The sequence below is a fragment of the Oleiharenicola lentus genome, assembly GCF_051660365.1.
Classification (GTDB): Bacteria; Verrucomicrobiota; Verrucomicrobiia; order Opitutales; family Opitutaceae; genus Lacunisphaera; species Lacunisphaera lenta_A.
The window spans coordinates 2,746,906-2,761,134 of record NZ_JBOZXB010000001.1; the positions used below are offsets into that span (position 1 = coordinate 2,746,906).

Consider the following 14,229-nt stretch of genomic DNA (forward strand, 5'->3'; position numbering starts at 1 on the left):
TGCTTATTGGTGAAACTTAGCCTAGGTCGAGACGCCTAGGAGGCCGCGGGAGAGTTGGAAATCCACGAAGCCGCCGACCGTGGCGGCGGGAGCAGTTTGGCCGTTGACGGTGGACGCGATGATTTCGCGCAAGGCGTCGTGATTTTCGTCGGCGTTTTCGGTGAGCACGAGGTCGACGTCGCCTGCTGAACTGGCGGCGAGGCGCGCGGACTCCGCGATTTGGATCAGCGGGAGCATCGGGTGGCCTTGTTGCGGGGTGTCGGCGACGAGCCCGAGAAACAAGTGCGCGCCGCAGGCGCCGAGCCCGGCAAGATTTTCCGTCCAATGGTCAGTGTCAGTTTGCACGATGTGGAAACCGGGTTTGGTAGACGGCTGCCCGTAGGCGAGCGTGGCGTGCGGGGTGGTGCGCCCGAGAACCGCGCTGAGAAAACGTGAATTAGCCAGCAACGGATCACTCTCGGGCAGTAGCACGGAGCCACCGGCGGCGAGGATTTTTTCAACTAAGGCCGCGACGGCGGCCACACTTCCGCTGGTCAGCGTGCTGGCGGATACGAGGCCGAAGGTCAGCGCCAGCGGATCATCGGGCGGCGTGGTCGCGGGAGTTGCGGACGCCGCGCCGGTGGTGAACCAGTTTTCGATTTTCGCGAGCGCGCGGTCGATGCCGCCGTCGAGTTGCACGCTGGCCCAACCGAAACGATCGAGCGGGATGTTCGCGGTTTCGAATTGGCGACGCATGACGTCGTTCGGGATTTTTTCGCAACCGTGCTCGAGCAGCAGCGTCGCGCCGACGTTCGGGTGCGTGGCGTAACCGCGATACGTGCGATACAGCAGGTGATACATCGACTCGCCACCGAAGCCGCAGCCTTCGCTGTGCGTGAGCGCGAGGAAACGCGAGTAACCAAGCTTCGCGGCGAGGCCGTTCGCATTCATGCGGTCGGCGGCGAGGCGCGCGATTTGTGCGGAGCACATGCTGGTGGGCAATACGAGTCCGAGACGTTCGGTCGCGGGCGCGAGTTGCGCTGACGTCGGCGAGGTCGCGCTGGCGATCAGTGGTTTGCCGTCAGGTGCGGCACGTGCGCGGATGGCGGCGACTTGCGTGGCGTCGGTTTGTCGCCAGTTGCGCCAGAGGGAAGATTGCGAATGGCCCGCGTGTTCGCCTTTCGTGCGCTGGCCGGACGCGGTGGCGATGAGCGATTCAAACGATTCCGCGGTGAGCGCTTCGAAGGATTCGCCGTCGAGGTAACGGCCGGCGTTGATGTCCATTTCGTGGACGAGCAACTGGTGGCGGCGGGTCGTGGTGGTGAGTTTGAGCGTCGGCACGAACGGGAAGTTGGTGATCGAGCCGTTGCCGGTGACGAAAAGAAACAGCGAGCAGCCCGCGCCGACCTGGCCGGCGATGCCTTCGAGGTCGTTGCCCGGGCTGTCCATGAAATAAAATCCCGGCGCGGTGAGCGGGTCGGCGTAATCGATGACGTGATCGATGCGGGTGCGCGGATCTTTTTTGTGCACGGCGCCGAGAGATTTCAGCGTGATGTTGTAGAGGCCGCGCAGTTTGTTGCCGGCGGACGGATTGCTCTCGGGCGTGACGCCGTGCCAGTCGAGGCGGGCTTTGAAACGTGCGATGCGCATCAGCAACGCGCGCGCAATCTCGGCGTCGCGCAGGTTTTTCATCAGATAGGATTCGGCGCCGCTAAGTTCGTCCGTTTCGCAGAGCACACCGATGCCGCCGCGACGCACGACCTCGTGCACCATGGCGCCGGCGAGCGGATTGCCCGACACGCCCGAAAACGCGTCCGAGCCGCCGCATTGCAGGGCGACGCGCAACGCCGCGACCGGTTGCGGCGTGCGGCGCTCGGCCGAGATTGTCGGCAGCCAGCCGCGCACGATTTTTTCGCCTTCGACAAGCGCGGCGGAGAGGCCGTTCGTGATGCTCAGGAATGCGTGTGGCACCTCCGCGAGCGGATAATTTTTTTCGCGCAGGTAGGTGGCGAGGCGGGAATTGGTGATCGGCTCGACGCCGTAATCCACGGCGAGAATCGCGCCGACATTCGGATGCACCATGAAGCCGGCGAGCGCGCGGATGACTTCGGTGGCGTTGTGGGGCTCGCCGGGACCGCCGCCTTCGGTGTGCGCGATCGCCACGATGCCGTCGAGTGACGGATGGATGCGCGCGAGCGCTTGCAGGCGCGCCGTGAGTTGGCGCGCGAAACTCGCGGTGCGTGACGTCGTGCCGAGGATGACGATGTAGTTACGCGTGCCGACGCCACGTCGACCGGGGCGCAGGTAGCCGTTGAACGTGCGTTCGTCGCGAAGCAACGGCACCGGCGGTGCGGGGTGCAGCGTGGCTTCATCGAGTTCGAACGAAACGAGGTGGTCGGCGAAATTCGGCGCGGACGGAATCGTCACCGCGAGCCGGCGCAGCACCAGCCAGTCGAGAATGGATTGGTTGCAGATGTAGCTGCCCGGCGCGATGGCGGTGAGCGCATGACCAAAGGTTTCCCCCCACGAGAGCAACGGTTCGCCGGCCGCGATTGCGCGCACGCTGAAGCGGTGGCCCTCTAGTATCGTGTGCGCGATGGTCTGCGGGCCGCCGGGCAATTCGACAATGGTGCCGGCTTCGATTTGGCGGATGGCGATGGCGACATTGTCGCCGGGAGCGGGCAGCCGGCCAAGCGCGGCGAAGGGCAGAGGGGCAGACATGAGCGCACCATACGCCGCGCATTCAGCGAGTCATCGAAAAAATCTTTGCGGATTTTCATTCGTGAAATTTTGCGCGTGTTGTGGCCTTGCCAGTGCGCGGCGCGAGTAACATTTCTTGCGCACCCCCACGTATGAGCCCCGCTGAATTGAAGGTGACCATGTCCTCGGGATTGCTGTCGTTTCCCGTGACCGACTTTAACGCTGCCGGCGATTTTCGCGCCGACACTTATATCAAACGCCTCGAGTGGCTGATGCCTTACGGTGCCACGGTGCTCTTCGCTGCGGGCGGCACCGGCGAATTTTTCTCGCTCACGCCGGCGGACTACACGCAAGTCGTGAAAACTGCGGTCGACACGTGCCGTGGCGGCGTGCCGATTATTGCCGGCGCGGGCGGCCCGACGCGGCAGGCGATCGCTTACGCGCAGGAAGCGGAGCTGCTCGGCGCGCAGGGCGTGCTTTTGCTGCCGCACTATCTCACCGAGGCCGGCCAGGAAGGTCTCGCGGCGCATGTGGAAGCAGTGTGCGCGTCGGTAAAATTTGGCGTGATCATCTATAATCGCGGCGCGTGTCGGTTGCAGGCCGAGACGTTACTCAAGCTCGCGGATCGCTGCCCGAACCTCATCGGGTTTAAAGACGGCATCGGCGAAATCGAATTGATGGTCACGATTCGCCGGAAGCTCGGCGACCGCTTCGCCTACCTTGGCGGCTTGCCCACGGCGGAGGTTTACGCGGCGGCTTACAAGGCGCTCGGCGTGCCGGTGTATTCGTCGGCGGTGTTTAATTTTATTCCGAAGACCGCGATGGATTTCTACCGCGCGATTGCAGCGGATGACCACGCGACGGTCGGCAAGTTGATCGATAGTTTTTTTCTGCCGTATCTGGAGATTCGCAACCGTAAGCCCGGTTACGCGGTGAGCATTATCAAAGCCGGGGCGAAAATCGTCGGCCACGATGCGGGGCCGGTGCGTCCGCCGCTCGTCGATCTTTCTGCTGATGAATCGGCGAAACTCGCCGCGTTGATTCACGCGCTCGGGCCGCAGTAACCAGTTTCCAATTTCGTCCGATGATCGCTGAGTCTACCCCGCTCGCGTCGCCCCGCACGAATGTGCGCTATTGGATCCTCGCGATCCTGTTTGTGCTTACGACGGTCAACTATGCCGACCGCGCGACGCTGTCGATTGTCGGCACGGATTTGTCGAAGCAACTCGGTTTGGATTCGGTGGGCATGGGCTACGCGTTCTCCGCATTTGCGTGGGCCTATGTGCTTGGACAAATCCCAGGCGGTTGGCTGCTGGATCATTTCGGGTCGCGGCGCGTTTACGGGTGGAGCATCGGGCTGTGGTCGTTCTTCACCGGGTTGCAGGGATTCGTTGGTGGCCTCGATGTGCGGTTTGCGGCGATGGTATTGTTCGGGCTGAGATTTTTGCTCGGCGCGGCGGAGTCGCCGTCGTTTCCGGCCAATGCGCGTATCGTGGCGACGTGGTTTCCGACGGCGGAGCGCGGCACGGCGTCGGCGGTGTTCAACTCCGCGCAATATTTCGCGACCGTGCTGTTCGCGCCGATCATGGGCTGGATCACGCACGCGTTTGGCTGGCCGTATGTGTTTTGGTTTATGGGTGCGATCGGCTTGGTGTTTGCCGCCGCCTGGCCGCGAATCATGCACTCGCCGCGAGAACATCCGAAGGCGAACACAGCCGAGGTGGATTACATCGCGCGCGGCGGCGGCCTCGTGGATCTCGACACCCGCGGTAAAGCCACGAATGCGGCGCCGGCACGGTGGAGCGTGCTGGGCGAGCTGCTGCGCAATCGCATGCTGCTGGGAATTTATCTCGGCCAATACTGCATCAACACGCTCACGTGGTTTTTCCTGACATGGTTTCCGATCTACCTCGTGAAGGAGCGCGGCATGTCGATTTTGAAAGTCGGCTTCGTGGCCGCGTTGCCGGCGCTGTGCGGATTTCTCGGCGGGATTTTAGGCGGCTGGTTTTCCGACCGGCTGTTGAAACGCGGTTACTCACTCACCGTCGCGCGCAAAGTGCCGATCGTCGCCGGCCTGCTGTTGTCGGTCTGCATGGTCGGCTGCAATTACGTGACCGCTGAGTGGGCCGTAATCGCGCTGATGAGTCTGGCGTTCTTCGGCAAAGGCGTCGGTGCGCTCGGCTGGGCCGTGATTTCCGATACCTCGCCGAAAACCGTGACGGGTCTGTGCGGCGGACTCTTCAACACCTTCGGCAACACGGCCGGCATCGTGACGCCCATCGCCATCGGCTACATCTTAAACGCCACCGGTTCTTTCAACTTGGCACTCGTTTACGTCAGCGCCCACGCCGCGCTGGCGGTTGGCTGTTATCTCGGGTTGGTGGGGGAGATTAAACGTGTGGAGTTGAGGGGGTGAGAATAGAAGCTCATCTATCTAACCAACCGCTGAATTCGTGCGGGGCTTTTGGCCTTCGGCAGACTCAAGCGTTAGTCCTTTTTTCCATGTGAGCGGATAAGTGTTTCCGAGTCGGTATAGGTGTAGGTTAGCGTCATCTTATCTTTCGAAGTAAGAAAGAAACGATAGCGAGCAAATCTCCCTGTAGAGTTCCAATGTGCAGCGAAAGAAAAAATTCCGGTTTTTGCGTCCCACTTTTCTTCGAAAATATCCGCAAGCTCTCCGTCGTTGGAATCACAAGCAACTACTGAATACCCAGTCTTTTTCTTCGTGATACGATATTCTAGATCGGAACCGAACTCATCGCTGCTGCGCCAAATGCCTACGTGCAGATCAATCTTGGAAATAGAACTCTTCATGGGATTTGCCTAATTGTGTTATTGAACCGAACTAGAAGCCCAACCAAGAAGATGGCCATGATGGCAGTAAGCGTGATGATTTGCGCAGCTCATTGTTCGTTTACTTGCGTTTGAGCTTAGAGCGTTTCCTTCGGAGTTTGAGCCTCACCCGGTGACAAGGTTCGCGAGCATTTTAAGGGCGGTTAGGGATAACCGCCCCTACCTTCGGCCCGCTCGGAGATCGGGCCCTACCAATAAAAAGCCGCGTTCGGATGAGAACGCGGCTTTAGAAGGATGAAATTTTCCGCGGAAATTACTTCAGCGCGGCGGCGATGCGGGCGAGGGCTTTTTCGACGTTTTCGCGGGAGTTGAAGGCGCTGATGCGGACGTGGCCTTCGCCACATTTGCCGAAGCCGGCGCCGGGGGTCGTGACGACTTGCGCTTTGTTGAGCAACAGGTCGAAAAATTCCCAAGAGTCGCGGCCGGTGTTGACCCAGATGTAAGGCGCGTTGTCGCCGCCGATGGAGGTGAAGCCGAGTTTTGTGACGGCTTCGCGGATGAGCTTGGCGTTGCCGAGGTAGAAATCGGTGAGCGCTTTCGTCTGGGCTTTGCCTTCCGGTGTGTAAACAGCGGCCGCGGCTTTTTGCACCGGGTAAGAGACGCCGTTGAATTTCGTCGTGTGGCGGCGATTCCAGAGCGCGTGGATCGGGTGTTCGTTGCCGGCGGCGTCGCGGGCTTTGAGTGTTTTCGGGACGACGGTGTAGGCGCAACGCAGGCCGGTGAAGCCGGCGAGTTTCGAATAGCTGCGGAACTCGATGGCGACGTCGCGCGCGCCCTCGATTTCATAAATGGAGCGCGGAATTCCTGGCGTGCGAATGTAGGATTCGTAAGCGGCGTCGAAGAGGATGATCGCGTTGTTTTTCTTCGCGTAGGCCACCCATTCGGCGAGCTGTGCTTTGGTGGCGACGGCGCCGGTCGGGTTGTTCGGGAAACAGAGATAAATGAGGTCGGTGGCGACGCTCGGGACGGACGGCACGTAGCCGTTGGCGGGCGTGCTTTCGAGATACGTGATGCCAGCGTAGCGACCGTCGGAATTTAGACCGGTGCGGCCAGCCATGACGTTGGTGTCGACGTAAACGGGATAAACCGGATCAGGAATCGCGAGGCGCGTGTCAGCGGCGAAAATTTCTTGGATGTTCGCGACGTCGCACTTCGAACCGTCGGAAACGAAAACTTCGTCGGCTTCCACATGCGCGCCGTGGGCGACGAAATCATGTTGCGCGATCGCTTCGCGGAGAAACGCGTAGCCTTGCTCGGGACCGTAGCCTTTGAACGTGGCGCGATTGGCCATCTCGTCGGTGGCGGCGTGCAGCGCGGCGATGGTCGACGGCGGGAGCGGCTCGGTGACGTCGCCGATGCCAAGGCGGATGACCGGCTTGTCGGGATTGGCCGCGACGTAGGCGTTAACGCGCTTGGCGATATCGGCGAAGAGATAGGAAGCTTTGAGCTTCGTGAAGTGTTCGTTGATGCGGATCATGGTTGGGAAATGGAAAATTTAAGGAGTAATTTTTTATCTGGAACTCAGGAAGGCAGGAATAAGACATCGGGGTTCGAGGATTTTTCCTGATTTCCTGAGTTCCAGATAAAATTGATTGCGTGTGTGGCGCGCGAACGAGCCACCTACACAATGACAGACGCAAGGCTTGATAAAGCTGGGCGGGGCGGGTTAGTTCAAGCCAGTTCCCTATGCAGAAGATTGATAAAATTGCGGAGATGAGCGCGGCCGCGAAGGCGATCCGCGAGAGTGGCAAGCGCATCGCGTTTCTCCCGACGCTCGGCGCGTTGCATGCGGGCCATGCGAATTTGATCCGGCTGGCGCGCTTGCAAGCCGACGTGGTCGTGGTGTCGGCGTTTGTGAATCCCCTGCAATTCGGCCCGAGCGAGGATTTTTTGAAATACCCGCGCACGGCGGTCTCGGATGCGTTGCTCGCGGAGCGCGAAGGCGCGGATATCTTGTTCACGCCGGCGCAGGAGGAAATGTTTCCACGTGGATTCTCGACGCATGTGTTAGAGGAAGTGATCAGCAAACCGCTGTGCAGCATCACGCGGCCTGTGCTGTTTCGCGGCGTGCTCACGTGCTGGTTGAAATTATTTAACATCGTCCAGCCTCACGTCGTGATGATTGGCGAAAAGGATCCGCAGCAAATCGCCGTCGTGCGCAAAGCCATTGGCGATCTGCTGTTGCCGGTCGAGGTGGTCACCGGCGCAGTGGTGCGCGATGTCGACGGACTCGCCGTGAGTGCGCGGAATAATTACCTGACGCCGACGCAGCGCGAAGAAGCGCTGGCGGTTTACGGCGCGTTGAAGCGCGCGAAGGAAATGGTCGAGTCCGGCGTGAAGAGCGCGGATCGCATCGTCGCGGAAGTCACGCATATCATGTCCGCGAAACGCCGGCTGCGCGTCATCTATATCTCAGTCGTCGATCGCAATACCATGGACGCGCTGCGTGAGATCGTTCCCGGCAATTGCTTGATGGCGATTTCCTACTGGGTCGACGAAGTGAAGCTCACGGACAACGTGTTGTTGTGAGCGAAGAAGGTGTTCGTCGGTCTCTGCACCGGCGACAGGCCGCGAACGCGTTAGAGCGTCGGCGCGCAGACCGACGCCCGCCCTTAAAACCGCCTGTGAATAAGTTGTTGGTTAACTCGAATTGACTCAGGCGAGGCGGAGCGCTTTCCGCAATTTTCAGAGGAGAAACCCAGTCGAAGCCGGTGTGTCCTGAATAACTAATAGCGTGGGGCGATGTGAGCATCTGAGCTTATGAGCAGAAAAGAACTTCGGACGGTTATTTTTAAAGCATTAATCATTAGCGTCTAACGTTTTTTCATTCGACGACTGAGCCCGATGCGTTGCGTGCACTGCGCACGAAACGGACGCTCTTAACGGACAAATCGGCCACGGAGCGCGGTGCGAAGCCTGCACCCGTGAGAGTCGCCCCCAATGTGACAGTCGTGCAAACTGCGAATGTGAAGAAGATCGCCCACAGCGTGGGTGCGGACTGCTTTGCGTGCCCTGACAATTGACACTTAATAGGTGTCAATTGAGCGGGTGAGTTCGCCTTTAGAATGAGGGGCGTGGCGGAGTTTTCTGAAATTTATCCGGTTTCGTTTGCCGAGGTTATCTGCGCCAGGGCTCTGCTTTATTTCGGCAGAATCATTGTGGCTGCAGGGTTGAGTTTCGCCCGCGCGAAGCCAATCATTCACGCATGGCAAGCACTCCTCCTTTTCCCAAAGCGCCGCGCATCGCCATCATCGGGGCGGGCGCGCTCGGATGTTATTACGGTGCGCGTTTGGCGAAGGCCGGCGGCGATGTGCATTTCCTCGTGCGGAGCGGGCGGGCGGCGATCATGGCGCGCGGCATCCGCGTGAAAACGCCGACGGAACGCATCCACGTGAAAAAGGTGCAGACTTACGCGACCGCCGCCGAGATCGGGCCGTGCGATCTCGTAATCGTTACGGTCAAGGCCACGGCGAACGATGCACTCGCAAAAATTCTCCCGCCGCTCATGGGGCCGACGACTCTGGTGCTCACGTTGCAAAATGGGCTTGGCGTCGAAGAACCCGTGGCGGAAGTCGTCGGCGCGGAACACGTGCTGGGCGCGATTTGTTTCGTGGGCGTCACGCGCACGGCGTTTGGCGTCGTGGAATGTTCGTTCGCTGGCCTGATGATGCTCGGTGAGTTTGGGCGCCCGGCGTCGGCGCGCACGCGCGAAGTGGCCAAGCTCTTAGAAAATGCCGGCGTGAAATGCGAAGCGCAGGACAATCTCGAAGAGCTGCGCTGGAAAAAGCTCGTGTGGAACGTGCCGTTCAACGGCCTTGCGATTGCGGCGGGCAGCGTGACGACAGATGTGCTTCTCGCCGACGAAGGCCTGCGCACGCTCGCGCGGCGGCTCATGGAAGAGGTGCTCGAAGCGGCGGCGAAGTTTGGCCACCACATCCCGCGTGCGTTTATGGATCTGCAATTCGAGCGCACGGCCAAGCTCGGTAACTACAGCCCGTCGAGCTTGGGTGACTTCGTCGCGGGCAAGCCGATCGAGGTCGAGGAAATCTGGGGCGAGCCCGTGCGCCGCGCAAAATCGGTCGGCGTGCCCGTCCCGCGTTTAGAAATGCTTTATGCGCTCATCAAACGACAACTCGCCGCGCGCGATGCGGCGAAGGGGAAGAAGAAGCGCTGAGTGGGTTGGTTGTGCTGAAATCTATTCGGTTCTTTAGGTTGCGCGCTTGCACGCAACCGATACCTCGTAACGAGCACCCTGCCTCGCGGGGCTGATGGCCCCGACTCCAAGGAAAGTAAGTGGCGAGGGAGCGAAAGCGCACTGAGGTCAGCGCGCTCCACTTTACGGGCTCTCCCGTAAATTCGAGGCGCGTTTGTGTGCAAGCTGGCTCGCGCGCGCTGTGCTGGCATCGTGGTAGCGAGTGCTTAACTGGTTTCTCCTTATCCGTAATCTCATCGCGCCGTGGATTCGTCCGCTCGTGATGATTGGGGCGGTGCTGGCGTTGTTGCCGGGAGTGCCGGCGTGGGCGGCGTTGCTGGCGGGAAGCATGCTGGGGATTTTGATCGGCGGACTGCCGTGGCCGTTGCTCGGACACGTGACGCGGTGGACGTTGCAAGCCGCGGTCGTGGGACTTGGCGCGGGGTTGAACGTCGGCGTCGTGTTGCGCATCGGCGGCGACAGTTTGCTCTACACGTTGATTGGCCTGTTGCTCACCTTTGGCGTCGGTTTCGCGCTGATGCGTTGGCTGGGAGTGGGCTTGCGGATGGGGGCGATGATTTCTGCGGGCACGGGAATTTGCGGCGGTAGCGCGATTGCGGCGGTGGCGCCAGCGATCGGGGCGAAAACCGAAGAAACGTCCGCGGCGCTTTCAACGGTATTTATTTTAAACGCGGTGGCGTTGCTGGTTTTCCCGACGCTCGGCCAGTGGCTCGCGCTGACGAATCACGAATACGCGGTGTGGTGCGCGCTGGCGATTCATGACACGAGTTCGGTCGTGGGTGCGGCGATGGCGCGCGGCGCGGACACGGTCGCGATGGCGACGACGGTGAAACTCGCGCGCTCACTATGGATCGTGCCGGTGGCGCTGACGCTCGGGTTTTTATTTCAACGCTTCGTGGCGAGCGGGGAGACGCGCGGAAAATTTCGCGTGCCTTGGTTTATCGCGGGCTTCGTCGCGATGTCGGCGTTCTTTACGCTCTTCCCGCGATTCAGCGGAGCCATCGCGCCGATCACGGTGCTAGCGCGTTCACTGCTGAGTCTGACGCTTTTTTTGATCGGCCTGACGTTAAGTGCCAAGGTCTGGCGCACGGTAGGCTGGCGCGCATTATTACTAGGTCTGCTGTTGTGGTTGGTCGTGGGCGTCGGCACGTTGCTGGCGATCAAGGCCGGCTGGATCGGTTAAATTTCTGTTCTGAACTTTTCACTTCGAACCCCGTTTTAAAATGAACCTGACTCATCTTGTTTGCGCCGCGTGCGGCACCTCGCATCCCGCCGGCGAATTGCTCAATCTCTGCAAAGCCTGCGGCATGCCGCTGTGGTCGATGTATGATTTGCCGGCTGCGGCGCGCACGCTCACCAAGGAGTCGCTGAAGACGCGTGAGAAATCGCTGTGGCGTTACCGCGAAGTGCTGCCGGTGAAATCCGACGCCAACATCGTGACGCTCGGCGAAGGCGGCACGCCGCTCTTCAAAACTCCGCGGCTCGGGGCACGACTCGGCATGGCGGATCTGCGCATCAAAGATGAAGGCCAGAATCCCACCGCGAGTTTCAAAGCGCGCGGCATGACCACGGCGATCTCGATGGCTAAAGAACTTGGCGTGAAAAAACTCGCCGTGCCGTCCGCCGGCAATGCGGCGGGCGCGATGGCGGCTTACGCGGCGAAGGCGGGCATCGAGGCGTTTGTGTTTATGCCGGCGGACACGCCGCGCGCGTTTATCATCGAGTGCCAGGTGCAAGGTGCGCACGTCACGCTGATCAACGGACTCATCACGGATTGCGGCGCGGAAGTTGCGCGGCGCAAACAGGCGGAAGGGTGGTTCGACGTTTCCACGCTCAAGGAACCTTACCGGCTCGAGGGCAAAAAGACACTCGGCTATGAACTCGCAGAGCAGCTCGACTGGCAGATTCCCGACGTGGTGATTTATCCGACCGGCGGCGGCACCGGCCTCGTCGGCATGTGGAAGGCGTTTCAAGAAATGGAGGCGATGGGCTGGATTGGCTCGAAGCGCCCGCGGATCTTCTCGGTGCAGGCGGCGGGCTGCGCGCCGATCGTGAGTGCTTACGAAAAAGGGTTGGCGAAAGCACCGGAGTTTCCCAACGCGCATACGAAGGCGTCGGGCCTGCGCGTGCCGAAAGCGATTGGTGATTTTATCATGCTCGACGCGATTCGCAAATCGCATGGCGGCGTGTGCGCCGTGACGGATGAAGAGATGGTCGCCGGCGTGAAAGAGATCGGTGAAACCGAAGGCATGTTCGTCGCGCCGGAAGGCGGCGCGTGTTACGCGGCGTTGAAGCGTCTCGTCGCGGACGGCTCGATCAAACGTGAAGAGCAGACGGTGATTTTTAATACGGGTTCGGGCCTAAAGTATCTCGAGTGCTTTGGGTGAAGACTTGGGGGTAGGGCCCGATCTCCGAGCGGGCCGAGGACAAAAACATCCTGACGGCCTGCCTGGAGGTCAGGCCCTACCTTAAGGCATCCTCTCTACCTGAGGCTTGATGCGGTAAGCGCTTCTGTGCAGCGTCCGCCATGCACAAAAATCAGGGTCTGCGCGAACTCACGATTCGGGGCATTATTCTCGGCGGAGTGATCACGCTGCTGTTTACGGCGGCCAACGTTTATCTCGGACTGAAGGTTGGCCTGACTTTCGCGACTTCAATTCCCGCGGCGGTCATCTCGATGGCGCTGCTGCGTCTGCTGGGGAATTCGAACATTCTCGAAAACAATATCGTGCAGACGATCGCGTCTGCGGCGGGCACACTTTCGGCGATCATCTTCGTGTTGCCCGGCCTCATCATGGTCGGCTGGTGGCAGGGGTTTCCTTATTGGACGACGGCCGCGGTGTGCGCGATGGGCGGTATTTTAGGCGTGATGTTTTCCGTGCCGCTGCGGCGTGCGCTCGTGACGGGTTCGGATTTGCCTTATCCGGAAGGCGTCGCGGCGGCTGAAGTGTTGAAGGTCGGTTTCAGTTCATCCGAAGGGAAGGCGGAAAACGCCAAGGGTCTCCGCATGATTGTCATGGGCTCGCTCGTGGCGGCGGGTTATCAATTACTCACTTATTTGAAAGTCGCGGCAGAGGCGGTCTCGGTGCCGTTTCGTGTGGGCGCGGGTGCGACGGCGGCTTCGACGAGCCTGGCCATGGCGCTCATCGGCGTCGGTCATCTCGTAGGTTTGTCCGTCGGCATCGCGATGTTTGTCGGCATGGTGATCGCGTGGGGCGGGCTCGTGCCGTTGCTGACCTGGGGTGAAGTCGGCGACAATGTCGCTGGCGCGGTCAACAGCACCTTCCGCAGCGAAGTGCGTTTCATCGGCGCGGGCGTGATCGGCATCGCGGCGTTGTGGAGCCTGTTCCGCATCATCAGCCCAATCCTCAAAGGCATTCGCGCCGCCATGGCCGCGTCGAAGGCCCGTTCGGCGGGCACGGAACTCGCGCTGACGGAGCGCGATATTCCGATCGGCATCGTGGGCGGCACGATTATTGCCATGCTCGTGCCGATCGCGGGGTTGCTGTGGTATTTCAGCTCCGGCACGGCGATCGCGTCCGGGATCGCGCCGACTATCGCCGCGACGCTGGTGTTCGTATTGGTCATCGGTGCCATCATCGCGTGCGTGTGCGGTTACATGGCGGGCCTCATCGGCGCGTCAAACAGTCCGGTGTCGGGCGTTGGCATCCTCGCCGTGATCGCGGCGTCGGTGTTACTGGTGCTGGCTTACGGGCGCGGTGGCGACCCGGAGCAGACGAGAGCGCTCGTGGCCTACGCGCTGTTCACAACCGCCATCGTGTTTTCCATCGCGACGATTTCGAACGACAATTTGCAGGATTTGAAAACTGGCCAACTGGTCGGCGCGACGCCGTGGCGGCAGCAGCTCGCGCTGATTTTCGGCGTGATCTTCGGCTCATTGGTCATCCCGCCGGTGCTCGACTTGCTCAACAAAGCCTTCGGTTTCGCCGGCACGCCCGGAGCCGGCGAAAACGCCCTCGCTGCGCCGCAGGCCGCGCTCATCTCTTCGCTGGCTAAGGGTGTCCTCGGAGGCGACATCCGCTGGGACCTCATCGGTTACGGTGCGTTGCTCGGGGTCGCGCTGGTCATCGTGGACGAAATTTTACGCGCGGGTAAAAAGATGCGCATGCCGCCTCTCTGCGTGGGCATGGGCATCTATCTGCCGATGGCGCTCACATTGCTCATCCCGCTCGGCGCGTTGCTCGGCTGGCTTTACGAGCGCTGGGCCGACAAGCAGACGAATCCTGAATTCGCCAAACGGATGGGCGTGCTCGCGGCAACCGGTCTAATCGTCGGCGAGAGTTTACTGGGCGTGGCTTTTGCCGGGGTCGTGTGGCTCACGGAAAAAGATGCGCCGCTCGCGGTGGTCAGCGCCGAGTTCGAACACAGCGCGATCTGGATTGGCCTCATTCTTTTCGCCGGCGGCATCGCGATGCTTTACCGCTCTGCGCGCGGCACGTGTCGCACGGAGTAAGTCTCGGTCT

The 14,229-nt window shown here is 60.8% G+C and carries 10 protein-coding genes; 7 read left to right on the forward strand and 3 right to left on the reverse strand.

What is annotated here, in order from left to right:
- Positions 1 to 21: 21 nt before the first annotated feature.
- On the reverse strand, positions 22 to 2,700 hold the full coding sequence (locus ACRRQW_RS10440; protein WP_438481299.1) for a UxaA family hydrolase: 2,679 nt from the start codon (positions 2,698 to 2,700) through the stop codon (positions 22 to 24).
- 131 nt (positions 2,701 to 2,831) lie between these two features.
- On the opposite strand from ACRRQW_RS10440, the gene kdgD reads away from it, so the two are divergent.
- Positions 2,832 to 3,743, forward strand: coding sequence for a 5-dehydro-4-deoxyglucarate dehydratase (gene kdgD, locus ACRRQW_RS10445; RefSeq protein WP_438481300.1), 912 nt, complete (start codon positions 2,832 to 2,834; stop codon positions 3,741 to 3,743).
- A 20-nt stretch (positions 3,744 to 3,763) separates the two neighbouring features.
- On the forward strand, positions 3,764 to 5,095 hold the full coding sequence (locus ACRRQW_RS10450; RefSeq protein WP_438481301.1) for an MFS transporter: 1,332 nt from the start codon (positions 3,764 to 3,766) through the stop codon (positions 5,093 to 5,095).
- A 71-nt stretch (positions 5,096 to 5,166) separates the two neighbouring features.
- Here the strand turns inward: ACRRQW_RS10450 and ACRRQW_RS10455 are convergent, their stop codons facing one another.
- Together ACRRQW_RS10455 and ACRRQW_RS10460 are read right to left on the reverse strand one after the other, a co-directional pair.
- Positions 5,167 to 5,493, reverse strand: coding sequence for a hypothetical protein (locus tag ACRRQW_RS10455; protein WP_438481302.1), 327 nt, complete (start codon positions 5,491 to 5,493; stop codon positions 5,167 to 5,169).
- A 292-nt stretch (positions 5,494 to 5,785) separates the two neighbouring features.
- Positions 5,786 to 7,009, reverse strand: coding sequence for an LL-diaminopimelate aminotransferase (locus tag ACRRQW_RS10460; protein ID WP_438481303.1), 1,224 nt, complete (start codon positions 7,007 to 7,009; stop codon positions 5,786 to 5,788).
- Positions 7,010 to 7,218: 209 nt separating this feature from the next.
- Between ACRRQW_RS10460 and panC the strand changes: the two genes are divergently transcribed.
- From panC to ACRRQW_RS10485, 5 genes are all read left to right on the forward strand, one after another.
- Complete coding sequence (gene panC, locus ACRRQW_RS10465; protein WP_438481304.1) at positions 7,219 to 8,061, forward strand: pantoate--beta-alanine ligase; 843 nt, start codon at positions 7,219 to 7,221, stop codon at positions 8,059 to 8,061.
- Between the two features lie 676 nt (positions 8,062 to 8,737).
- The gene (locus ACRRQW_RS10470; RefSeq protein ID WP_438481305.1) at positions 8,738 to 9,706 is read left to right on the forward strand and encodes a 2-dehydropantoate 2-reductase; all 969 of its coding nucleotides are present in this window, start codon (positions 8,738 to 8,740) and stop codon (positions 9,704 to 9,706) included.
- 241 nt (positions 9,707 to 9,947) lie between these two features.
- Complete coding sequence (locus ACRRQW_RS10475; RefSeq protein ID WP_438481307.1) at positions 9,948 to 10,928, forward strand: YeiH family protein; 981 nt, start codon at positions 9,948 to 9,950, stop codon at positions 10,926 to 10,928.
- Between the two features lie 40 nt (positions 10,929 to 10,968).
- Positions 10,969 to 12,132 (forward strand): threonine synthase, encoded by a 1,164-nt coding sequence (locus ACRRQW_RS10480; protein WP_438481308.1) that lies wholly within the window; start codon positions 10,969 to 10,971, stop codon positions 12,130 to 12,132.
- Between the two features lie 140 nt (positions 12,133 to 12,272).
- The gene (locus ACRRQW_RS10485) at positions 12,273 to 14,219 is read left to right on the forward strand and encodes an OPT family oligopeptide transporter (RefSeq protein WP_438481309.1); all 1,947 of its coding nucleotides are present in this window, start codon (positions 12,273 to 12,275) and stop codon (positions 14,217 to 14,219) included.
- Positions 14,220 to 14,229 lie beyond the last annotated feature (10 nt).